The sequence below is a fragment of the Gordonia sp. CNJ-863 genome, assembly GCF_001942325.1.
Classification (GTDB): Bacteria; Actinomycetota; Actinomycetes; order Mycobacteriales; family Mycobacteriaceae; genus Gordonia; species Gordonia alkanivorans.
Window position 1 is genome coordinate 111,082 of record NZ_MKKG01000002.1, and the last position, 25,890, is coordinate 136,971.

The window sequence follows — 25,890 nt, forward strand, 5'->3', positions numbered from 1 at the left end:
CGCGCAGCCTGGACCGGTCAGCCGCGCGGCAAACCGAGAATGCGTTCCGCCGCCGCGGTCTTGAGAATCTGGGTCGTTCCACCGGCGATCGACAGACAGCGGTTCTGCAGCACCGCGTCGGACGCACCGGTGGCCGCCAGGCCCTGCACGCCGAGGAGCCGCAGGGCGAGATCGGGCACCGACTGGCGGTGCTGCACACCGATCAATTTGCGGACGCTGGACAGCGCACCCGGGTCGAGTCCGGCGAGCTGCTGGGTGGCGGCACGGGCGTCGAGGACCCGACCGACATGTGCGTCGGCGAACTGGCTGCCGAGTGCCACCCGTTCGGCGTCGGAGAGGTCGCGCGTCATGCCCTGCACCTGACGCAGCAGCGACTCCATCTCCTTGCCGAGCCCGGACCCGCCCATCGCCACGCGTTCGTTCGCGAGGGTCGTGCGGGCCAACCGCCAGCCGTTGTTCACCTCGCCGACCACGCAGTCGTCGGGCACGACGACGTCGTCGAGGAAGACCTCGTTGAAGTTGGCGCGACCGGTCAGCTCGCGGAGCGGCCGGATGTCGATGCCCGGCGAGGACATGTCGACGAGGAAGTAGGTGATCCCCTTGTTCTTGGGGGCCTCGGCGTCGGTGCGCGCCAGACAGATGGCCCACTGCGCGTTGTGCGCCTGCGAGGTCCAGATCTTCTGACCGGACAGCTTCCAGCCGCCGTCGACGCGCTCCGCCTTGGTACGCAGCGCGGCGAGGTCGGAACCGGCCTCCGGTTCGCTGAACAGCTGGCACCAGACGATCTCGCCGGCGAGGGTCGGGGCGACGAAGCGTTCGCGCTGCGCGTCGGTGCCGTGGGACAGGATCGTCGGAATCGCCCAGGCGCCGATGACGAGGTCGGGCCGGACGACGCCGGCCGCGTCGAGTTCGGTGTCGATGAGCAACTGCAGGGCCGCATCGGCACCGAGTCCGTACGGCGCCGGCCAGTGCGGGGTGAGGTAACCGGTCTCGGCGAGGACGCGCCGCTGGTCGTCGGCGTCGGCCGCCGCGATGCGTGCGACCGTCTCGCGGACCTCGTTCCGCTTGTCCTCGACCTGCGACAGGTCGAGGGCGAAGCGCCGGCGTGCACCGGCGAGCCCGCGGTCGGCGAGCGCGGTGGCGGCATCGTGCGCATGGTCCAGAGCCGCCTGCGCGGCGAGTGCGGACCGCAGGTAGAGATGCGCGTCGTGTTCGAAGGTGAACCCGATCCCGCCGAGCACCTGGATGCAGTCCTTGGCCGTGGCAGCGGGCGCCTGGGCCACCACGACGTCGGCGGCGAGCCGGCTGATCTCGAGTTGTTCTCGCGCAGAGGCGAGTTCGTCGGAGGAGGCGTTGAGCACCTCGTCGACCGCACCGGCCACGTCCCATGCGACGGCCGTGACCTCTTCGCTGCGGCAGAGCATCTCGGCACAGATGTGCTTGATCGCCTGGAACGATCCGATCGGCGCACCGAACTGTGTGCGGACCTTGGCGTAGTCGACCGCGGTGTCGAGGGTCCAGCGGGTGACGCCGCTCTGATACGCAGCAAGCGTCGCCGACAGCAGCCCCTCGACGAGCGGCGCATCGGGTAGTTCGACGAGGTCGTCGGCGGTGACACCGGTCAGGCGCACGCGGGCCACTGAGGTGGTGCCGTCGAGCGGGGTCTCCGGCGCGATGTCGGCGCTGCCGACGTTCGGCGGGAGGATCCACCAGCGACCCTCGCGACCGGGGACGTCGAGCGCCGCGAGGACCGCGACACCCTCGGAGTAGCCGCCGACGAGCCCGAGGTCGATGGCGTCGGACAGCGGTGCGGCCGCCCCGCCGGCGTGGCTCGCGACCGGCGTCACGATGGGTAGCGCACCTTCGAGAACCTGGTCGAGGAGCGCCTGCGCCCGGGCATCGGCGCTGGTGGACAGCGCGATAGCAGCGGTCACCGTCGGGACGACGGGCCCCGGGACCAATTCGATGCCGCACTGCTCGACCATCGCCGCCACGTCGACGAATCCCGCCCCGAGACCACCGGACGCCTCCGGCACCGCGGCCGCGAACACACCGAAGTCCGCGAGCTGACCGAACAGCTGGGTCCACTGGTCGCGCGGCTTGTCGAGGTCGGAACGGACGAGTTCGGTCACCTTCGCGGCGCGCGCCCAGGACTCGATACTGTGGCATACGGCTTGTTGTTCGGGAGACGTGGCGATAGTCACGAGTGATCCTCTGTATGTCGAGTTGTGAGGAATAATTAGAACCTGTTCTAATATGCCATGGGTGGAGGTGATCGGGTAGCCACCCGTGAATCCCCCGCCTCCCCGGTCGCCGATCACGTGAGGATGTCCGTACACACATGGCCCGCTCTGCACCAGGCAACGCCGCGGTCGACGCCCCAGCGGGGGCCGCAACCCCTGCCGCGTCGCCCGAAGCCGGTTCCACCGCGCAGCGCGAACGCCGCCGCCGCATCCTCGACGCGACGCTCGCTCTAGCCTCCAAGGGCGGTTACGACGCCGTCCAGATGCGCACCGTCGCCGACAAGGCCGACGTCGCGGTCGGCACGCTCTACCGCTACTTCCCGTCCAAGGTCCACCTGCTGGTGACCGCACTGGCGCGCGAGTTCGAACGCGTCGAGTCGAAGGTCGACCGCTCACAACTGCGGGGCGACACCGCGATCGACCGCCTGCGCCACGTACTGGACATGATCACCTTCGCGATGCAGCGCGACCCGCTGCTCACCGAGGCGATGACCCGCGCCTTCATGTTCGCCGACGCGTCGGCGACCGCCGAGGTCGATCAGGTCGCCGGCATCATCGACCGGCTCCTCGCCGGTGCCATCGTGGGCGTGGGCGAACCCACCGAAGAGGATCTCGCGATCGCGCGCGTGCTCTCCGACGTGTGGATGTCGAACCTCGTGCAGTGGCTGACCCGACGCGCGTCGGCCACCGACGTCACCAATCGCCTCGAGCTCACGGTCCGGCTGCTGCTGAAGGACCGCGCCAACTGAGCTGAATTCAGTCGTCCCGGTCGGCCGGCAGAGGGGTGCCGGCCGGCCGAGCGTCTCCTGCTGAATGGTCGATTCATCACCAGGCGGCGTGCGGACTCACTTCGCGGTTTCGTCCGCGACATCAGCTCCCGTAGCATCGGCCCCCTGAGTGACCAATGCAGCTGCGAGGAGCGCCGCAGTGGACGCGTCGTACACCAGGTCCGCGTCGACTTTGAATCCCAGAACTCGGGAAAGCCGCGCCGCAAGGGCCACCGACAGCAGGGAGTCCCACCCGAAGTCGAAGAAGTCGTCGTCGGCGCCGATCCCCCGTGTCTCGAGCATTTCCTCCACGATCTGGACGATCTGCGCTTCGAGTCCGGTGCCCGGGTCACGGTAAACCGTGTCCATCAACGAGCGCGAATAGCTATGGAGAGGCACTTGAGTCACCGCCCCGGCTGCCGCCACTCCCTGCGGAATCCCTGCGGCGGTCGCGGATTCAGGCACATACTCCGTCGCATCCGCCTGCCGGGTCACATACTGCTGGTGTTCGAACGGGTACCCGGGCAGACCCACCTTGTGTCCGTCGTCCGGCCATCGGACCACCGCGCCGTTGGCCCAGGCCTGGCCGAGTCCTGATCGGACCGAACGGCCCTCACCGGATACGACGACCGCTCGTGCACGCGCACGACGCACGCCCGACGTTGCCATCTGCCCGGGTCCGAGCTGTACGAAGACCGACAGCCCGCTGTCCAACGCTGTTCGCATCGCAGTCGCGAACCGCACGGTGCCGCGCATCTGCTCTACCCAATGCTCGACCGAGACCGCTTGATCGGCGGTCACCCAGTCGCCGGTCACACAAGACATGTACGGGCGGTGCGGAGCGCGAAGGGTCACGCTTTGCACCACGTCGCGATACTCCGCCACTACGGGGTCGAGCAGCCTCGAATGAAAGGCATGGGTGGCCTCGACTCGAAGCGTCGTGACCCTCGCCGACTGCAATTCGGCCTCGATGGCACACAGAGCCGCAACCGTACCGGACAACACGAACTCGTCCTCCGCGTTGTGCGCGGCCAGGTCCCAGCCGTCGAAACCTGCGAGGCGCTCGTGAAGTTCCGTCATGGGTAGACGGACAGCGAGCATCGACCCCGGTCCGGTGGTCGAGGCGAGGCGCCCGCGTGCGGCAACCAGTCGCATGGCGTCCTCCATGCTGAGCACGCCAGCCAGACATGCGGCGGCGAACTCGCCCACGCTGTGGCCCAACATCCCAGACCACTCCAGACCCTCGGCCTCCCAGCACCGAGCCTTCGCGTACTCCATCGCGAACAACGCGGGCTGGGCGAGTTCAGTCCCCCGCTCCGGAATGCCGGCGTCAAGCAGATATGCTCGGACTCTTGCCCTTTCAAGTGCGGGCAGACTGTCAAGACACGCGTCCAGATGGCTCCGGAACTGTGCGTCGTCGTCGTATGCGGACGCAGCCGCGCCCGCATGCTCGGCACCCTGACCCGGAAAGATCACACCAGTACCGCCGGATGAATCTAGCGGTACCTGGGATGGCACGGCTGCCGCGAGGGCGCTGACCGCTTCCTCCGGAGTCGACACGAGGACTGCCGTACGGAATCTCATCGGCGTCCGCCCGTGAGCCAGGGTGAAGCCGACATCCCGCATGTCGCAGTCTGGGTTGCTTTCGAACCAATCGGCAAGCCGTGCCGTCACCTGTGCAAGCGCCTCTGGGCTGCGCGCCGACAGAGGCAGCAGCACCGGGCCGGCCGACGTCGACACCGTCCCGGCACGGACGGCGGGCGCGGTGGTGACGACCACGTGCACCCCACTGCCGCCCATCCCGAAAGAACTCACCGCACCGACGCGCCGCTGGTATCCCTCCGGCCATGGAGCGAGAGCAGTCTGGGGTTGCAGGCGGCCGGAGGCGAGATCGAGGTCGGGATTGGTTCCACCCTCCAGATGAAGACAGGGTGGGATCGTGCCGCTTTCCACGCTGAGGGCGATCTTGATCAGACCCGCAAGCCCCGCCACGTGGTTGAGGTGACCGACGTTCGACTTCAACGAGCCGAATCGACACGGTTCGCGTCGGTCAGGGTCTCCATATACGGCAGCAAGGGCGCGAGTCTCGACCGGGTCACCCAGTCGGGTGCCGGTTCCGTGAGCCTCGACGTATCCGACCTCGGCAGCCTCGGTCTCCGCATACTGCAGAGCCGCCTGGACGACCCTCCGCTGGCCCTCCACCCCCGGCGCGGTGAACCCCACTCGGGCGTTCCCGTCGTTGCCGATAGCCGACCCCAGGATCACCGCGTAAACCCGGTCCCCGTTGGCAAGGGCATCGTCAAGACGCCGCAGCATGACTCCGGCAGATCCGTCCGCCTCGACTGTCCCGTCCGCGTCGACTGCGAATGGTCGGCAGTGACCGTCGGCAGAGAGGATTGACCCCGGCACCCTGATGAGTCCACGGTCTGCGGGAAAGCGAACCGAGGCGGCGAGTGCCAACGCCGTATCCGCGTCACCCGTCAGCAGGCTCTGACACGCGAGGTGTATGGCTGTCAATCCCGAGGAACAGGCCGTGGACACTCCGATGCTCGGCCCATCCAGCCCCAACTTGTACGAAACCCTTGCAGCCGCGAAGTCGCTGTCATTACCGAGCTGGACTTCGAGCGAATCGGCGCTGGCAGGCGGGGGAAATGTCCGCAGGTAGGTAGATGGAGCAGTCGCCGCAAAAACGGCCACCGTTCCGTGCAGATCGACTGGACTCTCACCCGCATCCTCAACCACGTGCCACGCGGTCTCGAGGAGGATGCGCTGCTGCGGATCCATCAACTGCGCCTCACGGGGGCTGTAGCCGAAGAACTGCGCATCGAACCCCAGGGGATCTCGGATGGCCCCGCGTGCCGCAACGTAGTCCGGGTGGTCCAGCATGGACTCCGGCACGCCGCGCAGCAGCAGTTCCTCGCGCGAGTAGCGGGTAATGAGTTCACGGCCATCGCACAGCGCCCGCCAGAACTCCGGGACAGATTGTGCCGCACCAAATCTGCCGGCCATACCGACTATCGCAATCGCGTCGGCGCTGATGGGTTCACTCATCGAGTCCCCCGTCCACGACGCGCAGCAACCGCAGCCCGGCGAGAAGACCGGTTGTCGGATACGTCTCGAGCAGAAGAAACACAGGTTTCGGGGCGGTCCAGCCTATTGCTCAATGATCGGACTGTCGGGTGGGCGAAGAGGTCTGCCATGTCAACGTCTTTCCATCCCCCACTTCGTAGTCCGTTTAGGACCGTGAACAGCAGGTAGGAGTCCCCGCCGAGATCGAAGAACGGTGTGTCCATCGGGACGGCGCTGATATCCAGGGTCTGCGCCCACAACCTACGTACTTCTCGTTCACAACGGCGTAGTCCTTCGAGATCCGCACCGGCCGATTCGGCAACAGACAACGTGACGCGAGGCATGTGTCGCTCGGGCAGAGCGTTTCTCAGCATGCGGATGAGGTCGCGCACCGAGGTGAGTCCGGGCGCCACCACAACCGCTTCCAGTCCCGTGTCGGGGTCACCCAGCACAGAGAAGGACGTGACACCGGCGTGACCCGCCAAGACACTTTCGATGTCGGCTATCTCGGCCGGACGCGCGGCGGTGGAGACGAGGTGGGTCCCTTCTTCCACAACATCGGAGAGCTCCGCCCTCTCACGCGCCGTGACGCTGACGACGGCGATCGAATCGCCTTCGATGAGTCGTACGAGTTCGACCGGGTCCGACTGCACGCCAGGAGCCAGAATCGTGCATCCACCGCTCAACGGGGCAGCCCACATCTCCCACGGCGACATCGCGCCGGTATCCGGTTGTGTCGCAACCCAATCGTCGCCGTCGCAGAAGCCGAGTCGGGCGGCCTCGTCCGCGGCCGCTTGCATGACTTCCGAATGGTCATAGGTCACGGCGCGAGGCCGGACAGCCGAACCTGCGGAATAGACCAGGAACGCCGGACCTGCCCGACCGGACCTGACGACCGCCCGTCCGCACCGATCCTCCCCACGCAGGTGTGAGATGGTGGCCACCGGCACCCCCGTCCACTCCGGCCTCACGTCGACGTCAGAAGTGAGAACGCGACACAACCCCGCGGTGGAGACAACCGCGACGCGGTAAGGCGCCGGGTGCCGGGGATCGAGCGGGACAACCACTCCCCCGACCATAAGGGTGGCCAGAGTCGCGACCGGGACGTCGATCGAGCCATCGGCCAGGATCGCTACACGGTCTCCGACGCCGAGACCGTCTTCGCGGAGCGAAGTAGCGACCAATTCGGCTGAGCGAACGAGCCCGTCCAGGGTCAATGTCTCCGATGCATCGCGGAACGCCGGCTTGTTCGGGTGGACGAGAGCGAGAGCGCGAATCCGCTCCGGCAATGTCCGCCATCGCACACGCTCACGACCGGTCGAGATCACCTGTTCGACAGAAGAATCGGATGCCGACGTGGCGATGGCATCGATCGCATCGGCCCAGGAGTCGAGCATGGAGACGGCATCGGCCACCGCGACCCTGCGGGTGTCGATGGTCAGTTTGAGACACGGGTCACCCGCCGGGACACCCGCAGTAATGGCGAATTCCGTCGACTCACGCACTCCTAGATAACGCACGGTCAGACCCCGGGGATCGGCGAAATCGTCCAACCCCCGTGCCTCGTAGTACTCCACCGCTAGGAGATAACGGAACGGAGCCTCCGCGGATCTCTCGCGCCACCGCGTTCGACTGGCGAGGTTCCCGGCGTGCTCCTGGCTCACTGCGCGTTCGGTCGCAATTCGACGTAACCAGTCGCGAACAGACGTGTCGGGGAATGTCACGCGCATGGGCGTTGACACCGCGCACATCCCGATGATCCCGTCACCATCGGTTCCGCGGCTGTCGCCCACCGTGCCGAACGTCAACTCGTCGGGACCGAGCCCCTCCGAGCGGAGCACGATGGCCCAGGCTGCGTGCACCACGGTTGAACGCGTCACGCCATGTCGCCGAGCGCCGGCGTCCCAACGATCGAGCCGATCCGGCGAGATGGGGATGTCGCACTCTGTCCACGGATCGGAGGGGCACCCTGTCTGTTCCCTGTCGATCAGGATTCGCGCGTCGGAGATCCGGCGGACCAGGTCCGGGTCGACGTCGGTCCGGCACTCCTCGGATTCGGCGGCAAGCCTCAATGCCAACCTGCGGAAATCCGAGACGGACGAGGACCCATCGTCACATGAGTAAATGCTCCAGAGCTCGGACATCAGACGCGCTGTCGACCAGCCGTCGAGAATCAGATGATGATGTGTCCAGACCATCTCGAAATCGTCGTCGCCGAACGCGAGAACTGTGACCCGTGACAGCGGTGGCCTCCTCAGATCGAACCCGCGTCGGCGATCACTCACCAGAAACTCCCGAATCGCTGCGATCCGCTGGTCGGGTGACAGGCCCGACAAGTCTCGATACTCGATGTCGATCGGGGCCTCGGCCACCACCACGTGGACGGGAGTCGAGACCTTCTCCCAGACGACCGCGGTTCGTAGTGCCTCGTGCCGGTCCGCCAGGACGTGCCAAGCATGTGCCAGGCGCGCGCGATCTAGCGCACCCGACAACGCGAAACGCATTTGTACGACGTAGAGCCCGGGCTCGGGCTCCCGCAGGCAACTGATCAAGATGCCAGCCTGAGCCGGAGTCAGTGGGAAGATGTCGACGACCGAAGCGGTCATTCCCGATCTCCCTCCGAGCCCGACAGCAGAGAAATGACCGACGACACCTCTGCGGCTGACAGTCCGCTGTCCGGGAAACGGAAGCCCGCGTCCTCGGACAGGCTCTCGGTTGCGATGAGCAAGCCGGCCCGGATCTGATTCGAGAGTGCTCGCGATACCTCCGCGGAATGTCGAGCCCCGGAACGCAACTCCCAGCGGATCTCGCCGTCCAGGAGGCGGGATTGGAACTCTATCGCGTAGGGACGGCGTCCAGATGCCGGTGATTGAACTCCTGCCGGGACATCGCCGAACATCCAGCCGAGCCGCTCGTCGAGCACGCGCTCGCGCTCACCGAGAAAGTTGAAGAGAACCTCAGCCGACCGCGAAGGAGAATCTTCGGATTCACGCAGCAGCCCGAACTCCACCCCGTCCCATGGCTGTGCTCGAAGCGTCGCACGCGCGGACCTAACGAAATCGACGATCGACTCGCCCTCGAGAACAACGGGAAACACTGCGGTGCACCAACCGATCACGCGGCTGGGATCGATGCCGCCTTCGATCTCCAGGCGACCGTGGCTTTCGACGTCCACCCGCGGCGGCTCGATGCCGAAGGCCGAGGTGACCGCATGGACCAGGACGCCGAGCAGGACCTCGTGCACTCCGACCTTTGCGGCGGCCGCGGTGTCGCGGAGTTCGGCGGTGGCCTCGCCGTCCAATCCATCGCGCCAATAGTGTTCGTCGGCGTAGTCATCACGAAGGTGTCCCGACGGGAGGCACCCGGCGGGGCGCGCGAGCAGCGCATCCCAGTACTTTCGCCGGGCTCGGACCTCGGATCGCTCCGCGAACCGTTCGAGATCGGCTCGCCACTGCGCGAACCCGGACGTCGGAACATGAACCGTCGCTGTGTCATCGAGATAGGCGACGACAAGATCATCCAGGAGAACGTGCCAAGAAACCTCGTCGATGATGAGGTGGTGTGCAGCCAGGATGATGCTGTCCGAACCCTGAGATCGTCGGGCGACAACGACACGTAGCAGCGGGCCGTTCTCCACATCCAAACCCATGTTCGCCTCGCGAATGGCTCCCTCGAGCTCCGCTTGATCGGCGACTGCGACGTCACGCACATCGACTGCAGGACGTTCCCCGACATAGAGCTGCCGCCCGCCGACGAACCGATAGTGCAGAGTGTCGTAACGGGTGGCGATCGTGCTGACCGCACGCGACAGCCTTTCACTGTCGACTCCGGCAGGCACGGTTATCACCGTGACCTGATTCCAGTGGCTGGGGTCGGGGAGACGCAGTGAGAAGAAGTCGCGTTGCGCCGGAGTCGGTTCGACCTCCTGACCTGGCTGGATATCAGGTGAGCTCGTCGCCCGAGACGCCCGTTCACCGATCAGTGCAGCGAGAGCCGATGATGTGGGATGCGCGGGTAGGTCCGACGGACTGACATCGTATCCCTGGCGGCGGAGGCGGGCGACGAGCCGAATACAGCTCATCGAATCCCCGCCCATCGCATAGAAGTCGGAGTCTGCAGTGATCCCCTCGGCGGGAAGAACAGCTGCGAACTCGGCAATCACCGCGACCGTCAAAGAGTCGGCATCCTGTGGACTCGCCGACACGCTCGCGAGGGCCGACAGCGCGGCCACATCGGCTTTGGCATTGGTGGTCGTCGGCAGGACATCCGCATGCACGATGCGATGAGGGACAACCCAGGCCGGCACCCGATCGACCAATTCCTCACGGACTGCAGTCGGGGCGGCTGCTCCGGTGAAGACGACGGTTGTGATCACCTCCCCCTTCTTCTGTTCCGCGAACGCCGCTGCGTCGACCACCCCTGCGACAGAACGGACGGCCGCTTCGATCTCGCCCAACTCGACTCGGAAACCACGAACCTTCACCTGGCGATCAGCTCGGCCGTGGAACTCCACTACCGCGTCAGGACGCACGGACGCGAGATCTCCCGTTCGGTACATACGGGTTCCAGGCGCTCCGAAGGGGTCCGGCAGGAACCGCAGAGCGGTGGCACCCGCCCGGTTGAGATAGACGTTGTCGGCGGACGGCCCCGAGACGTACAGCTCCCCGATCTCCCCAGATCGCACCGGCATTCCCTCAGCGTCGAGTACATGCAGGGACGCACCGGCGATACCGCGCCCGATCGGCACCTTGGCCCCCAACTGGGCAACACCCTCCGGACGGACGACAAAGGTGCTGCAACCGACGACTGTCTCCGTCGGGCCATACTCGTTCACCACCGGCACCGGGCAGATGGACATCCAACGCTGCACCGTGGGAGTGTCGAGGTCGTCGCCTCCGACGACCAGATATCGCGTCGCGGTAGTCAGTCGGTCGCCCTCCAGAAGCTCACTCAGCAGGCGCACGTGATGGGGAGTCGCTTTGAGGAATGAGAAGTCCGGCGAGTCGCGAAGCACCTCGGCCAATTGCAGGACCGGCTCATCGCTGTCCATCACCTGGATTGTCTTACCCGCCAACAGCGGACCGAAAAGCGTCGTCAGGGTGGCGTCGAAACCGATCGCGGTGAACAGCGGGGCTCCGCTGCCAACGTCCATGGAATAGGCAGACCGCGCCCACTGAAGGTAGCGGTGCATCCCTTCGGTTCCCACGACCACACCCTTGGGGTCGCCAGTCGTCCCTGAGGTATAGATCACGTACGCGGCCCGCTCCGTATCCGGCACTGGCGGGACTTTCCTTCCGCCCAGAAGCATTTCATCGAGAGTGACGACCCTCGAACCTGCCGGAACGTCGTCATCTGCACCGTCATCGTCGATGACGATCAACGCAGCCCGGCTGTCACGCACGATCCGGTGCACCCGATCACGGGGCGTCGACGTATCGACCGGAACGAATGCGGCTCCCGCACGCATGACGCCCAGCAGGACCGGGAACAGGGCCACTCCCCGCGCCATGTGGACCACAACGCGTGAGCCCTCGCCGATGCCGTTTGCCGACAAGAACCCGGTGACGACCCCCGCTCGATCGTCGAACTCACGGTAGGTCATCTCGACCACGGAATCTCTGACCGCAATGGTGTCACCTGCAAGCGCCGCAGCACGTGCGACGGCCCCCCATACCGTTGTCATCACGCGATTCGCCGGGTTTCCACGCTCAGCCCGTCTGCGAACTCACATCGGTCACCCATGGCGACCATGAGGCGCCGGGGACCCTCATAAGCGTTGCGTGCGTGGGAGGTCAGCACGTTGTCGACAATGAGCACATCGCCTACCACCCAGTCGAAGGAGTACTCGATCGACTCATACGCTGCGACAATCTCTTCCATGATCGAATCGGCGATTGCCGTGCCGTCACCGAAAGTGCAGTCCCGCGGCAGGTTGTCCGCACCCAACACGTCGATCAGGGCTTCGCGTGTCTCTTCGTCGAGGCACTCGCGATGCCAGTGCGCTGGCTGCCCGAACCAGGCCAGTTCTCCGTTCAGTGGGTGCTCGACTATCGCCGGCCGCACACTCTTCGTGGTCAGCTTTCTCTCCTCGCCCCAGAGCAACTCAATCCCTTCCGCCTTTGTCCGGCACTCGAGTTCGGCGGGACTCTCGGTTCCAAAAATCTTTTGCCAAGGTAGTCCGATCCCGTCTCCGAAGCGGCGAATGTAGGCGATTCCTCGCTCTCTGAACAGTTCGACAATCTTCGGGTCGAGAACTTTCAGCATCTCCCGCGAGTCGGTCAACGGTGTCTGCCCGCCGCTGGTTGCGACCACCGTCGGACTGAACATCAGGAGGAGCGGCCAGCGTTGATTGAACGAGTTCTCGTTGTGCCAGAGCAATTTCTGGCCCCTGTTGAACGGCACCGGTGTCTGCACCACTGTTGAATCCGCAACCGGTTCATGCTCGCCGTTACCGGTGAGCACGTCCTCGAAGATGACCTCGGCCACCGTCTCGAACTCGTCCACACCCAGTTCGCCGAAACCGCGGATGAGAACGGCACCTGCACTATGGACTGCTTCCCGGATTTCGGAACGAAGACTCTGTACGGACGCCGGCGCACCCCCCGGAGATACTTCGAAGACCACGGCCTCAGCTGCCATCGACACCCTTACAGAGACAGCTCGGGCGATACATGTCCGCCCTCGAGAGATCGGCATTCAGCCTTGCGAGTCGACCGGAATCCTTCAATCCCCATCTGAGATCCCAGAGTCCCGTGTCTCGGGACACTCCGCCCCCAATCGCCATATACTCCATCTCCTCTGTACCTACCACACATCCCCGACGACCGAGGCCGAGGGAGGTCCATGAGCTTAGGTGCGCAAAGGCGCCGTGTCGACCGCTGGGTGAATTCCCACAAGTATCAGAGGTGATTAGCGCCAGCGCGCTCACTCGCACCCCGGTACGCCAGCCACGCAGCTTTCAAGCGTTCAACACCTTCGTAGAGGGTTCGTCCGTCCATCGCCGAGAAACACAACCTCATTGTCAATGTATGCGGTTCGGGCCGCACTTGGAAAAGCGATCCCGGATCGAACACGACGCCTTCCGCTGTCGCGGCGCGCAGCCACTGTTCATCCTTACTCGGATGAGAGCCGCGGTGCGCTGTCTCCGCGAATATCGCAAAGCCGCCGGCAGGTTCTGAAAAGTGCCAGTCAGGAAGGAGATGTCGCAGCGCCGATGACATCACGCGTGCACGCTGTTCGTAAATACTCCGGGCACGGACCAAATGTGCCTCGTAGTCCACACTTTCGAGGATCCGTTCCACCAGTATCTGAGACAGCGTCGAGGACTGGAGATCCGTCGAGAACTTGCGGCGCACAACCCTATCCACGATCGACGGTGGAGGTACAACCCAACCGGTCCGGAGCCCTGGAGCCAGGGTCTTGGAGACCGAACCGATATGCCAGACCCGGTCCCGCGCATCCGCAAGGAGTGGACGCAAAATGTCGCCCGTGAAATCGAGTTCCGCATAGGCCTCGTCGACGATCAGCGGAAGACCTTCACGGAGTATCGCGTTCCGCATACCCTCGTCCGGCACGGAGCCACGAGGGTTGTCGATCCCGTCCATCCAATAGACGCAGTCCGCGTCCTCCCCTTGGAGTACGAGACGAGCACCGCGGTGTCGGAACAACTCGAGCGCAGCCGGGTAGCTCTCCGCCGCGACACGTACGCGTGCACCGGCGGGCACAAGGAAATGGGATGCGAGCGATATCCCCTGCTGCGCCCCCGCCGTCAGGATGACGTCATCGGCGCTGACGTCCGCCCCCCGAGATCGGAGACGCCGCGCAACCCACTCTCTTAGTCCGACCTGCCCTTCCGGCCAGTCGTACTGAAGTGCTGAGACCTTCGGCTCATCCATTGCGGCCCGAAACGCCGTGGCTAATGCCTCACGCGGAAACAACTCGGCAGCGGGCATACCTCCCCCGAGCATGATCACCCGACGGTCGGCGGCACCGTCTCGGATGAGTTCATCCAACGTCATGGCGCCGTCATCACCTCAGACAAGCGAGCCCGATCGATCTTGCCGCTCGCCGTACGCGGCATTTCGTCGAGCCCGATGATCGGATGTGGGACCATCACCTCGGGCAGTCGGGTTCGAAGGTACGCGCGAAGGTCGTCTAGCACTACAGAACCCGTTACATACGCGACGAGCTTCGGCCCCTTGCGATCATCGATCTGGACGACGACAACGCCCTCAAGCACGCCTGGAAATGTACCCAGCACGATTTCCACCTCCATCGGCTCGACCCGAACCCCGCGGATCTTGACCTGGGCGTCCAGCCGACCGAGGAACTCCAGCACACCTGGTTCCCGCCACCGCACTCTGTCTCCCGTGCGATACAGCCGCTTCCCGTCGGCCCACGAGTCAGCGACAAAGGTGGAAGCGGTCCGACCAGGTCGGGATGAATACCCGCGGGCGAGCGCTATTCCGCCGATGAGCAACTCGCCGGGCACTCCCACGGGGACAAGCCCGCCGGCACCGTCGACGACTCTGAGACTCACGCCCGGAATGGGCCTGCCGATGGGAGTCTTGTCGTCTCCGTGACTGCACGACCACCATGTCACGTCGATGGCGGCCTCGGTCGGACCGTATAGGTTGTCGACAGCCGGAAAGATCGACAACGCCTCGTCGACGGCTGCGGGGGTGAGTTCCTCTCCGCTGCAGATGATCTGCCGCAGTGTTGGACAATCAGCCGCTTCAGGCTGCGCGGTGAAGTGTCGCAGCATGGACGGGACGAAATGCACCAGCGTGACGCCATGCCGCCGTATGTCCCGAGCGATCGCCACCGGATCTCGCTGTGTTCCGTTCTCCGCGACAACAACACACGCGCCGGCGGTGAGAGGCCACAACCACTCCCACATCGAAACATCGAACGAAATCGGCGTCTTGTAGAGGATGCTGTCGGACTGCGTCAGTTGATAAGTGTCCTGCATCCACGCAAGTCGATTCGCCAGAGCGCCGTGGGTGTTGACAACCCCTTTGGGTCGGCCAGTCGACCCCGACGTGAACAAAACGTAAGAAGCATCATCCGATGTCACCTCCTCAACCGCCAGTGTGGCGGTACACGAGTCGGGGATGTCTCCGAGCATCGTCACTACATCGAGGACCGGCAGGATGTTCGAGACGCCGATTGCGCCCGAATCGCTTGAGAGGACCAGACGGGCGCGTGAACCAGCCAACATCGCATCGACACGCCGTGCTGGCAACTCGGGATCGATCGGAAGCGGCACTGCCGCCGCAGCCATCACAGCCAACTGTGCAACAACGAGCTCGATTCCACGATCGATGAATACGGCAACTACATCGCCACGCTTGACGCCATACCGTGACAGGCCCTCCGCGAGGTGATTCGCCTGGCGACTCAACTCGCGATAGGTCACTCGCTGGTCACCGTATTCGACGGCAGTCCCGGCCTCGTAGATGGCCGCCGCCCGCGCGATCAGCCGGGTGACCGGAACGAACAGGGGAGCCTTGCTGAGCCGATCCCCCTGTGCGAGCAGTTCTCTCTCGTCCTCACAGGACATGAGTGCCAGGCCGCGCAGACTACGCTCCGGGCCATCCGCAATCTCCCTGAGCAGCTGCTCCCACATCCGGGTCCACTGGCCGATGTGCGCCTCATCGATCAGATTCGCACCGTATTCGATGAAAACCTCTACATCGCGACTTTCATCGACGTCTGGGAGTTCTCGCAGCACGAAAAGAGTCTCAGCGCTCGGACAGTCCACCGCTTGACGGCGGCCGCTCGAGACTCTGGCCAACACCGCCGACACAGACATCAGCAGATCGATCTCCAGCCTGAGCAACAACACGGGACCCTCCGGCGTCGCCCTTCCGACCACGACATCGCGGGACGTAGTGACACGAGCTGTAAGGATCGCGAGTGAGGTTTCCAACACCACGGGTAGCGTTGCGCCACAGGTTTGCCCGATCGTTCGCAATAGTCTGACCAGATCAGCGGGCACCGTCAATGCCACCGCTCCTGCAGAGAACACCGAACACCTCCTCAGATGTGATCGGCGACCATATCAGGCAACGGCGATCATCACACGCTCACCGCACGCGCATCCTGCTAATCTGCGTCCCTGGAGTCGACTTCCCTCGACTCCGCCGACCATACGGAGACGATTGATGAGGGCAACCGAGAGGCAGGCCGTCGACTGGCTGGCCCGCAGCCTGTCGACACCGCCGAATGACTTTCTCGGCACGCTTGGGACGACATGCAGAACATGCGGACGAAATGTCGGCTCCACTGAGGCACGTGTCCATTGCTATGAGTGCGGTGGTGACTTCTGCGTGGCAGGCCCGTCCTGTGGTCATCAGTCCCAGACCCGCTATCCCGGCCTGGCTTTGGTCGAGGACCCTGTGGACATGCTGGAACTGGCCCGCAAGCATCTTGCAAACGCATGCTATGGAAAGTTTCACGTCGACGACAGCATTTGGTTTTCCGGGTTCCGGCTCTTTATAGAATTTCTCGAGAGTCGACTCGGCGAGAGCAGTGAGTCACTCGCCGGACTCGGAGAGCTGGAACAACCTGTCATCGACTGGCTGGAGTCCAATGCCGAGCCCATTGTGTCGCATTGGGTGGCGCTCAAGGAGATGGGACGATTCGTCGATTACGCTGATCGCCGGGCCATCGCCGGGACTCTGCCGAACTTTTTCACCAGGCTGACCGCCCAGGGCATGAACGGGCCCGCCATGTGGGCGGGGCGGCCCACCATGCGATCGGCATGGGACTTCGCATTGGCGCCAGCGCTTATCGACTGCATCCGCCCCCGCGCGATCATCGAGTTGGGTACTGCGTCAGGCGGCAGTACCGCCTACTGGGCCGACCTGCAAAGAGTGCATGGCATCAACCCATTCGTCCTCAGCATGGACATCAGCCCACCAGAGTTCAGCTACCCAGGCGTGACTCTGATCCAGGGCGACTCTAACCACCTCGCGAAGGCACTTACAGATGAACTCCTGTCCGCGTTGCCCCATCCGTGGCTAATCATCGAAGACGCACACGTCAACATCGACGGCGTCCTGAACCATTTTGATCAGTTCATGCACCCAGGTGACTACATAATGATCGAAGATGTCGACGCGGAACCGATCCTCGGACCGTTCTTGGTGTCGCGACCGAACAGATACAAGGTCGACACGCACTTCACCGATTTCTTCGGACACAACGCGACGTGCGCCCCCGATCAGATACTCCGGCGCGAGCAAGTAGTAGCTCAAAATCATTCCAGTCCACGAGGGACGTGACTCAACCCGAGGATGTCAGTCCTCGATTTTCGGCCGTGCGTGCACATATGCCTCGACGACGGTCCGCATGACCGGCTTCCCGGCGTCGTTGACCAACTCCGACGTCGAGGTCACGAGCGCGCGGTTCCGGTCGTCGAAGTCGACGGAGTCGATGATCAGTGAACCGGTCAGGGTGTCCCCGGGCCGCACCGGCCGCAGGAAGACGACATCGGCGAGCCGTTTACCCGCGATGACCCGCCAGCGGTACAGGACACCGGTGACCGCCAGCTTCTGGTAGATCGACATCGTGTGCAAGCCGCTGGCGATGAGCCCGCCGTAGGTGCCGGCCTCGGCCGCGGCCTTGTCGGTGTGGAAATCCTGTGGGTCCCAGGCATGCGCGAAGTCGAGCAACTCGTCCTCGGTCACCTGGTGCGTACCGAACCGGAACACCTGGCCGATCTCGAAGTCGTCAGCCCACAGTCGATCGGGTTCGCTCACTTCAGATCCTTGGCGATCATCGGCCAGGTGGTCTTGAGGTCGCGCTCCCAGTAGCCCCAGGAATGGGTGCCGTCCGGCCGGAACAGGACCTTGTGCGGGACCTTCAGTGCACGCATGCGCTGCGCCATCTGCTTGGTGCATTCGTTGACGGCGGCCTCGATGACGCCGCCGACCACGACCTGATTGGCGAGCGTGAACGGGTCCCCGGCAACCAGCGGGGCCTCGAGGCGGTCGTACCAACCGGGGAGTCCGGTGCCGCTGGTCATGTAGACCTTGGTGCCACGCAGCTTCGCAGCGTTGACGTACGGGTCGTTCTTGGTCCAGCCCGAGGAGTTGATCGGACCCCACATGTTGTCGACGTTGCCCATGCCGCGGTCGGCGACGACCATCCGAATGTAGGTCTGCCCCAGCGGATCACTGGTGCGGGCGCACCCGCTGTACGCGGCGACCGACTTGTAGAGCTTCGGCGCGGAGATGGCGAGGTTCAGGACCGACGTACCGGCCATCGAGATGCCGGCGATCGCATTCTTCCTGGTGGTGTTGAACTCCTTGTCCACCAACGGCGGGAGTTCCTTGGTGAGGAACGTGGTCCACTTGTTGCGGCCGAGCACCGGGTCGTCGCGCTGCCAGTCGGTGTAATACGAGAACGCACCCCCGATGGGCGTCACCACGTTGACCTGCTTGTCGCGGAAGAACTTCGAGTACTGCGTCTTCGCCGCCCAGGTCGCCGAGTCCTCACCGCCACCGGCACCGTTCAGGAGGTAGAGGGTCGGCCGCGGCTTGGTGGGATCCTTGGGGCGCAGGACGTTGACCGGGACCAGTCGGCGCATGGCGGCCGAGTAGACGATCAGCGTCGTCTGCTGGGCCGAATCGTGGATGACGGTGTCGATCCGGGCGCGATTCGGGTCGGGCGCCGGTGCGGCAAGTACCGCCGGAGCCCATCCGGTCGCCGCCATAGCCACGGCACATGCGACGACACCCAGTCGCCTCTTCCACGAGAAACGCACCAATAGCCCCTTTGGTTAACATTGTTCTCAGACGTAACAAAGGTAACCGAGATCGACGGGGCGCCCCAAGCCGAGACGATCGTCGTTAGGCGTTTGTGATGTGGGTCAGCGCGGCTGGAACCGCTGCGCGCCGTCGAGGCGGACAATCTCCCCGTTGATGTAGGAGTTCTCCAGCAGATGCTGTGCCAGCGCCGCGAATTCGACGGGAAGCCCGAGTCGCTTGGGATAGGGCACACCGGCGGCGAACTTGGTGAGCGCCTCCTCCCCCATCGATTCCATGATCGGGGTGCGCATCGTGCCGGGGGCAATGGTGTTCAGGCGCACCGCAACCGAGCCGAGGTCGCGGGCCCCCGACAGGGTGAGCCCCATGACCCCGGCCTTCGCCGCGGCGTAGGCGGTCTGCCCGATCTGGCCCTCGTATCCCGCGATCGAGCTGGTCATCACGATCGCGCCGCGTTCCCCGGACTCCTTGGGTTCGCCGGCCGCGAGCTTGGCCGCGGCGAGACGGAGGACGTTGTAGGTCCCGGTGAGATACAGGTCGATCGTCTTGACGAACCCCTTCATGTCAGCGGGCGACCCGTCTCGGTTGACGACCTTCTGTGCCACACCGAAACCGCCGTGGGCGATGACCGCATAGCGCAGGTCCCCGAGTTCGCTCGCCTGCTCGAGCGCGGCGTTCACCGAGTCGTCGTCGAGCACGTCGGTGCGCGCGTAGATCGCCCGCTCGCCCAACTCTTCCGCGAGTTCCTTCGCCGGCTGGTCGGCCAGGTCGGCGATCACGACCGATGCGCCCGCGGCATGCAGACGACGCACCGTCGCCGCGCCGAGGCCGCCTGCACCGCCGGTGACGATCGCGACTTCACCCTCAAACGACATCTGTTCTCCTCATATCGATCTCATGTGCCGATGGGCGTGGCGACGACACTCAGGCGCCGGTCCACTCGGGCTTGCGCTTCTCCGCGAACGCGCGCGCACCCTCGATCGCGTCCTTCGAGGTGAAGACCGGAACCAGCAATTCGCCCTGGCGGTCCCACTTCTCGTCGGTGCCCCACGACTCGGACTCGGCGATGATCCGCTTGGTGACGGCGACGGCCAGCGGGCCGTTCTCGGTGATGCGCTCGGCCAGTCCGAGAGCACCGTCGAGCGCGCCCCCCTCGTCGGTGAGGATGTTGACGAATCCCCAGTTCGCAGCCTGCTCGGCGGTGAAGTTGTCGCCGGTGAGCGCCAGCTCGAGGGCCTTCTGGTACGGGATCTTCCTGGGCAGGCGCAGGAGTCCGCCGGCACCGGCGACAAGGCCGCGCTTGACTTCGGGGATGCCGAACTTCGCCGACTTCGACGCGACGACGAGGTCGGTGGCGAGAACCAGCTCGGTGCCGCCCGCAAGTGCGAACCCTTCCACGGCCGCGATGACCGGCTTGGCCGGCGGCTTCTGCGTGAAGCCGAGACCGCGCCCCTCGATGGCCACCGACTCACTGGCGGCGAAGGCCTTCAGATCCATGCCGGCGCAGAAGTTCCCGCCTGCACCAGTCAAGATGGCGACCGACAGCTCCGGGCTGTCGTCGAGCTCGTCCATCGCGTCGGCGAGCGACTGGCTCACCTCGTGATTGATCGCATTTCGTGCCTGCGGCCGATTGATCGTGATGACGAGGATGCGCCCCCGGCGCTCCACGAGAACTGCGTCGGACATATGTCGTGCGACCCCTCACCCAATTCGACAGTCGCTGCGCACGCGTCGGCCGCAGCTCAGTGGTGATCGTAACCATGGAACGACTGACAAATGGGCATAATGAACCAACTGAGTTAAACATGTCTTCTTCTCAGGCAGCCGCGGGGCTCGCCGCTTGGCATTCCCTCCACTCCCAGACGGCGTAGATCACCTCGGTCGCATACCCGAGATCGAGCTTGCCGCCACCCACCGGCACCGTCGCATCCGCCGCGATCTGTTCATCGGGTGACCACAGGCCCGGCGCCCGGGTTGGTGGACTCACCTCGATCACCGAACCACTCGGCATATGGAACGTAAACCGCTGCAGCCCATGGGCCTTGATAGAGAACTCACCTCTGTGCAGCGCCCGATGACACGACCCGCACAACAAAATCAGGTTGTCCAACTCGGTCTCGCCATCGTTGGACCAGAACACCACATGATGCGCGTGCAGATGCCTCGTACGCTCACACCCCGGCGTCTGACAACACCGATCCCGCAGGAACAGCGCCCGAATCATCGCCTTCGACGGGGTCCGCTGCTTACGCCCCAACCCCAACAACGCCCGCTTCCCCGGACGACCAGAAACCCTCCTGGACAACGCTTCTCGCAGCGACGCACCACAGGTCACCTCCTCGACCTCAGCCTCCGAGAGCGCCGGCCCATCATCGAGATGAGCGCGCTCCACCCCATCACCGACATGGACAAGGATCTCCGCACCCGGCGCCAACTCCGGCATCGCGATTCCCTCATGCACCGCATCGGCCATCGCCACCACCGCCGCAGCAATATTAGACGGCACCCGCCGCCACAGATCCCGACGATTCGCCGGCTTCACCTCCGAATCCGTCTCGCCGGATTCGGTTTCCAGCTCGTCCGGAGTGTTCCGCGGAACACTCGGCAGATCAGGATCGCCCATCGTGCGGGTGCGCTCATACTCCGCGCGCACCGTTCCCGCCAGAAACCGCGCCCCATCGAGTGGCGTCAATGTCATCGACACCGACAACGAACCGTCGATGTTCCACTTCCACCGAGCCCACGACTCCGCCGGCGGCGTCAGCTCTCCACCATCGCTGTAGCCCTGGTCGATCTGGCGCATTGCCCGCACCGCCTTCTCCAACTGCGACGCCGTGCACGACAACGCCAGGTTCACCAACTCCTGCTCCCGCAACGGCGTCGCCACCCGCGTCAGCGCCCGCACCTTCGAATACGTCAACCGCCCCTCACTGAAGTGCTGCCGGATCACCGGCAACTCCCGCAAGGCCTTGGCCACCCGCACCTGCTCATGCGCCGTCCGCTGCGCGATGCCCGCCTTCCACGACAACCAGTGCGCCAACGAATGAATCCCCGGCCCCCTCCACGACTGCCGCTCATCCAACTCCGCCACCAGGCCAAGAAACTCGGCGGTCAGAGCGGTGATCTGCGCGGCGTAACCGAGCACCCGAACCTCGAGCACCTCATCCGGCAGCGACTTCGGATCCGCACCGTCGAACATCGACGACACACCCTCGGCGCGTAACGCGGTAACAGACATCGAGCCCCCCCATCCAGTTCGAACAGATATACGAACAAGCTACCGGCGACCACCGACAATCCCGTCGGTCACGACTTCACAAGCGTTCCGCGGAACACTCACCTCGGTACGATGGGCTATCCCGGGACTCATCGATCGACTGGTCAAGCACCCCGGCTCCCATTCATCAACGGATGCATCGCGCAAAGTGGTGCGCGACGCACTACTCCGGTGCGATTAACTGAGCGTGACCTGCTGGGGCACGGTCAAGTCCCAGGTAGTGGTGTAACTCGTTTCTGATCCTTCGTCGCTTTCAGGCAGGCAGTTCGATCAGCGGGTCGGTAGTGGCCTCCGTTGTTGTGGTGGTGTCGGTGGTCAGGGTCAGTCGGCATCGGGTGAGGACCTCGAGGCCGAGGTATCGGCGGCCTTCGGCCCACTCGTCGGTCTGCTCGGCCAGGACCGCGCCGATGAGTCGGATGATGGCGTCACGGTTGGGGAAGATACCCACAACGTCAGTGCGGCGGCGAATTTCGCGGTTGAGTCGTTCGGTGGGGTTGTTGGACCAGATCTGTCGCCACACGTCATCGGGGAAGCCTGTGAAGGCCAACAGGTCCTCTCGAGCGTCACCGAGATGGTCAGCAACCTTGGGGAGTCTGCCTTCGGTGTATTCCAGGAGTCGGTCGAACTGCTCGTGCACGGCAGTGGCGGTGGGCTGGTCATAAACGCTGTGCAGCATCGCTTTGACCGCCGGCCACATGGACTTGGGGCACACCGCCATCAGGTTGGCCGCGTAGTGGGTACGGCACCGTTGCCACACGGCGCCGGGCAGGTTCGCCGCGATCGCCTCGACCAGTCCGGCGTGGGCATCAGAGGTCACCAGACGCACCCCGCCCAGCCCGCGGGCGACCAGATCGGCGAAGAAGGTGTTCCAGGAGGCTTTGGTTTCGCTGGTCGCTACTTGCATGCCCAACACCTCGCGGTGGCCATCGCCGTTGACACCGGTCGCCAGCAGGACAACGGCTTTGACGACCTGCTTGTTCTCGCGGACTTTGATCGTCAACGCATCGGCGGTGACGAAGGTGAACGGCCCGACCTCGTCGAGGCGACGATGGCGGAACGCTGTGACCTGTTCGTCGAGGTCGGTGGCCATGCGTGAGACCTGTGACTTCGACAGCGAGTCGATGCCGAGAGTTTTGACCAGCTTGTCCATCCGGCGGGTCGAGACTCCAGCGAGGTAGCAGTCGGCCACGACGGTGATCAGTGCTGACTCGGCCCGCTTGCGGCGTTCGAGGAGCCACTCGGGAAAGTAGCTGCCCGAACGTAGCTTGGGAATGGCGACGTCGACGGTGCCGACGCGGGTATCCAGTGGCCGGTGGCGGTAGCCGTTGCGGCGGTTGGTGCGCTCTGGTGTGCGTTGGTTCCATTCGGCTCCGCAGACCGCGTCGGCATCGGCCGACAGCAGCGCGTTGATCATGGTTTGCAGCAGCTCACGCATCAGATCTGGTGACGCCTCGGCCAGGGCTTGGCCAAGAAGGCCTGCAGGGTCGACAATGTGGGGTGCGGTCATCGCGATGACTCCTCGAGGATTCTGTGGAAGGTTGACTCGAAGGATCACGCGGTGGCCGCTCTGCATCCGTTAACGACACGACGTCGATAACGAACTCGGCCACCGAGTTACACCACTCTATGGGGCACTACTTGGGGCACCGCTGTTTCACCTCCACGGAGACAGCGTCCGATCGCATGCCACGCGTGCCGCGTCGGCAGGGCCAGTCGCAACAAAGGAAGCGAACGCAGCGAATGAACGAAGGCGTCATGACGTACATCAAGTTGCATCATCAATGCGACGGAACCGGGCCGCCTGGCGGCAACTCGATGCCTGCGCTGCAGCCTGTATGGCTGGTCCCTCCGGCGGCATCCGAACGGCGCTAACATCGTCGCCTGACGTACTAGTCTCAGCCAACGAGGCCGGACCGGAAGTTGCGCAATAGTCGAGAGGACAAGAGTTTTGGCAGAATCCGCAGTCAAGGAACCCCGAGGCACCGGGTGGCGTATCTGGGACTTACACGTTCATACGCCAGCCTCAATTGTCCAAGGCTACGGTGGAGATACCGACGAAGCGTGGGCGCGGTTCATTGACGACCTGGAAGAACTCCCTGAAGATGTCAGCGTTATCGGCATCAATGACTACTGGTTCCTCGACGGATACAAGCGAATTATCGCAGAACGCAACAACGGGCGGCTTCAGAATCTTGACGCCGTATTCCCTGTAGTGGAAATGCGACTCGACCAATTCGGCGGAACTGAAGGAAATCTCTCGAGAGTCAATCTTCACGTAATCTTCGATCCCGCGATCGAAGTGGAAGTAATCGAAGCTCAATTTCTAAACGCCCTAAATTCACAGGCCCGGCTATCCCCAAGTTATCAACAACTCGGCTGGAAAGGCGTGATAACAAGAGATTCTCTTGCCGATTTCGGGCAACGAATCAAGCAATCAGTACCACAAGATCGCATCAACCAGTATGGGACGGACCTCGAAGAGGGATTCAACAACCTCAATGTGTCTTTGGCTGCGGTACAGAGCATTCTTTCCGGCCCGTATTTCCAAGGCAAGGCACTATTGGGAATCGGCAAAACCGAGTGGGCCGGTATAAAGTGGACAGACCAGTCGATTGCCGCGAAGAAAACTGTCATCAACAGTGCGGACTTGGTATTCACTGCATTTTCCGACGTTACCCGATGGACGAAGGATGTAAGTTTACTCCGCGACAACAACGTGACACATAAGTTGCTCGATTGCAGCGATGCTCACCACTTCTCCAATTCGAGCCAGGATATGCGCTTGGGAAAGTGCCAGACCTGGATGAACACTTCACCAACTTTCGCGGGATTGACCTATGCTCTAAGAGAATTCGATCGTCGTGTCTTCGTTGGACTGGAGCCGCCGGCGCTCGCACGGGTACGAAAGAACCCCGAGCGGTTCATTTCATCAGTAACAGTAGGATCCAATAAACAGAATTATAACTTGTTTGACTACTCAATCCCCCTAAACGCAGGGTTCGTAGCCGTCGTTGGCAACAAAGGCCAGGGAAAGTCCGCGCTCTTAGACTGCATCGCACTCGCAGGAAATTCATCACGAAATAAAGAGTTCGCATTCCTTAACACATCCCGGTTTCTACGAACACCAAGCGCGAAGATTGCCGAAGAATATTCCTCTGAACTCGAATGGGCGAATGCTGCAGTACGACGAGTCAAGCTCACCGATGAGCACGATCGGTCCGCTCCAGTCTATGTCGAGTACCTCCCACAAAAGTTCGTGGAGCGTGTTTGCAATATTGATCCTACCGTCGACGAAGTGGACGAATTCGAGAGCGAACTGAGGGCCGTCCTCTTCACGCATATAAGCGAAGAGCAGCGCTCTGGCGAAAAGACCTTCGACGACCTACTCTCCCAGAAGAAGCGCGTTACTCAGGAAACAATAGATCGCCTACGCGAAGAGCTTGGAGAGCTAGTCAGCAGCTACACATCACTGGCCAATTTTCGTGCAGAGAACCTCGCAACAGATGTGGATGGCCGCCTTGCACTCAAGGAAGAAGAAGTGCAAGCCGCCACCACGGCGCTTGACGTCGAACGCGAGAGACTTGAGCAGATCGATTCCGAAAGCAATGGGAACCTTCATCTCTCGAACTTAAAACGGCTCTTCCTGATTCAGAGTGCGTCGAGGTGTTGTGCGAGGCCGCCGGAGTGGATGAGTGACCGCAAGATGTAGTGGTTGAGGTTGCGGAAGCCCAACGCGATCCCGCGGAGGTGTTCCAGGCGGC

At 63.6% G+C, this 25,890-nt stretch carries 15 protein-coding genes and 1 pseudogene; 3 read left to right on the forward strand and 13 right to left on the reverse strand.

What is annotated here, in order from left to right; all coding sequences use genetic code 11:
• Nucleotides 1-17: 17 nt before the first annotated feature.
• Entirely contained in the window at nt 18-2,204 is a 2,187-nt protein-coding gene (locus BJF87_RS01330) for an acyl-CoA dehydrogenase (RefSeq protein WP_075862517.1), read from the reverse strand.
• A gap of 137 nt (nt 2,205-2,341) precedes the next feature.
• Between BJF87_RS01330 and kstR the strand changes: the two genes are divergently transcribed.
• Nucleotides 2,342-2,992, forward strand: a complete 651-nt coding sequence (kstR, locus tag BJF87_RS01335) for a cholesterol catabolism transcriptional regulator KstR (RefSeq protein ID WP_005194416.1) — start codon at nt 2,342-2,344, stop codon at nt 2,990-2,992.
• A gap of 96 nt (nt 2,993-3,088) precedes the next feature.
• On the opposite strand, the gene BJF87_RS01340 is transcribed toward kstR, so the two are convergent.
• The 6 genes from BJF87_RS01340 to BJF87_RS01365 form a co-directional block, all read right to left on the reverse strand.
• Complete coding sequence (locus BJF87_RS01340; protein ID WP_075862518.1) at nt 3,089-6,061, reverse strand: type I polyketide synthase; 2,973 nt, start codon at nt 6,059-6,061, stop codon at nt 3,089-3,091.
• A complete protein-coding gene (locus BJF87_RS01345; RefSeq protein WP_075862519.1) occupies nt 6,058-8,685 on the reverse strand; it encodes a condensation domain-containing protein in 2,628 nt (875 codons plus the stop codon). Before BJF87_RS01345 ends, BJF87_RS01340 begins: the two co-directional genes overlap by 4 nt.
• Complete coding sequence (locus BJF87_RS01350) at nt 8,682-11,762, reverse strand: non-ribosomal peptide synthetase (protein ID WP_075862520.1); 3,081 nt, start codon at nt 11,760-11,762, stop codon at nt 8,682-8,684. Before BJF87_RS01350 ends, BJF87_RS01345 begins: the two co-directional genes overlap by 4 nt.
• The gene (locus BJF87_RS01355; protein ID WP_158037444.1) at nt 11,762-12,718 is read right to left on the reverse strand and encodes a TauD/TfdA family dioxygenase; all 957 of its coding nucleotides are present in this window, start codon (nt 12,716-12,718) and stop codon (nt 11,762-11,764) included. The genes BJF87_RS01350 and BJF87_RS01355 overlap by 1 nt, the downstream gene beginning before the upstream one ends.
• A 260-nt stretch (nt 12,719-12,978) precedes the next feature.
• Nucleotides 12,979-14,097, reverse strand: a complete 1,119-nt coding sequence (locus tag BJF87_RS01360; RefSeq protein ID WP_075862522.1) for a PLP-dependent aminotransferase family protein — start codon at nt 14,095-14,097, stop codon at nt 12,979-12,981.
• On the reverse strand, nt 14,094-16,109 hold the full coding sequence (locus tag BJF87_RS01365; RefSeq protein WP_139319399.1) for an amino acid adenylation domain-containing protein: 2,016 nt from the start codon (nt 16,107-16,109) through the stop codon (nt 14,094-14,096). Before BJF87_RS01365 ends, BJF87_RS01360 begins: the two co-directional genes overlap by 4 nt.
• A gap of 376 nt (nt 16,110-16,485) precedes the next feature.
• On the opposite strand from BJF87_RS01365, the gene BJF87_RS01370 reads away from it, so the two are divergent.
• Complete coding sequence (locus BJF87_RS01370) at nt 16,486-17,367, forward strand: CmcI family methyltransferase (protein WP_158037446.1); 882 nt, start codon at nt 16,486-16,488, stop codon at nt 17,365-17,367.
• A gap of 15 nt (nt 17,368-17,382) precedes the next feature.
• On the opposite strand, the gene BJF87_RS01375 is transcribed toward BJF87_RS01370, so the two are convergent.
• The 6 genes from BJF87_RS01375 to BJF87_RS01400 all read right to left on the reverse strand — a co-directional run bounded on the left by BJF87_RS01375 (nt 17,383) and on the right by BJF87_RS01400 (nt 23,636).
• Complete coding sequence (locus BJF87_RS01375; protein ID WP_075862525.1) at nt 17,383-17,844, reverse strand: MaoC/PaaZ C-terminal domain-containing protein; 462 nt, start codon at nt 17,842-17,844, stop codon at nt 17,383-17,385.
• A complete protein-coding gene (locus BJF87_RS01380) occupies nt 17,841-18,851 on the reverse strand; it encodes an alpha/beta hydrolase family protein (protein ID WP_075862526.1) in 1,011 nt (336 codons plus the stop codon). The genes BJF87_RS01375 and BJF87_RS01380 overlap by 4 nt, the downstream gene beginning before the upstream one ends.
• A 105-nt stretch (nt 18,852-18,956) precedes the next feature.
• Nucleotides 18,957-19,727, reverse strand: a complete 771-nt coding sequence (locus BJF87_RS01385) for an SDR family NAD(P)-dependent oxidoreductase (RefSeq protein WP_075862527.1) — start codon at nt 19,725-19,727, stop codon at nt 18,957-18,959.
• Between the two features lie 49 nt (nt 19,728-19,776).
• Nucleotides 19,777-20,538 (reverse strand): crotonase/enoyl-CoA hydratase family protein, encoded by a 762-nt coding sequence (locus tag BJF87_RS01390; protein ID WP_075862528.1) that lies wholly within the window; start codon nt 20,536-20,538, stop codon nt 19,777-19,779.
• 130 nt (nt 20,539-20,668) lie between these two features.
• On the reverse strand, nt 20,669-22,051 hold the full coding sequence (locus tag BJF87_RS01395) for an HNH endonuclease signature motif containing protein (protein ID WP_262338834.1): 1,383 nt from the start codon (nt 22,049-22,051) through the stop codon (nt 20,669-20,671).
• A gap of 331 nt (nt 22,052-22,382) precedes the next feature.
• A complete protein-coding gene (locus tag BJF87_RS01400) occupies nt 22,383-23,636 on the reverse strand; it encodes an IS256 family transposase (RefSeq protein WP_075862536.1) in 1,254 nt (417 codons plus the stop codon).
• 441 nt (nt 23,637-24,077) lie between these two features.
• Here BJF87_RS01400 and BJF87_RS25635 point away from each other — a divergent pair.
• Nucleotides 24,078-25,763: pseudogene (locus BJF87_RS25635) on the forward strand (chromosome segregation protein SMC); the annotation flags it as partial.
• Between the last annotated feature and the right edge of the window lie 127 nt (nt 25,764-25,890).

Bases quoted from the DNA above. Each gene is read 5' to 3' on its own strand.
- BJF87_RS01390 (WP_075862528.1), bottom strand. From the start codon at position 20,538: ATGTCCGACGCAGTTCTCGTGGAGCGCCGGGGGCGCATCCTCGTCATC.
- BJF87_RS01385 (WP_075862527.1), bottom strand. From the start codon at position 19,727: ATGTCGTTTGAGGGTGAAGTCGCGATCGTCACCGGCGGTGCAGGCGGC.
- BJF87_RS01395 (WP_262338834.1), bottom strand. From the start codon at position 22,051: ATGTTCGACGGTGCGGATCCGAAGTCGCTGCCGGATGAGGTGCTCGAG.
- BJF87_RS01345 (WP_075862519.1), bottom strand. From the start codon at position 8,685: ATGACCGCTTCGGTCGTCGACATCTTCCCACTGACTCCGGCTCAGGCT.
- BJF87_RS01370 (WP_158037446.1), top strand. From the start codon at position 16,486: ATGCTGGAACTGGCCCGCAAGCATCTTGCAAACGCATGCTATGGAAAG.
- BJF87_RS01355 (WP_158037444.1), bottom strand. From the start codon at position 12,718: ATGGCAGCTGAGGCCGTGGTCTTCGAAGTATCTCCGGGGGGTGCGCCG.
- BJF87_RS01360 (WP_075862522.1), bottom strand. From the start codon at position 14,097: ATGACGTTGGATGAACTCATCCGAGACGGTGCCGCCGACCGTCGGGTG.
- BJF87_RS01350 (WP_075862520.1), bottom strand. From the start codon at position 11,762: ATGACAACGGTATGGGGGGCCGTCGCACGTGCTGCGGCGCTTGCAGGT.
- kstR (WP_005194416.1), top strand. From the start codon at position 2,342: ATGGCCCGCTCTGCACCAGGCAACGCCGCGGTCGACGCCCCAGCGGGG.
- BJF87_RS01340 (WP_075862518.1), bottom strand. From the start codon at position 6,061: ATGAGTGAACCCATCAGCGCCGACGCGATTGCGATAGTCGGTATGGCC.
- BJF87_RS01400 (WP_075862536.1), bottom strand. From the start codon at position 23,636: ATGACCGCACCCCACATTGTCGACCCTGCAGGCCTTCTTGGCCAAGCC.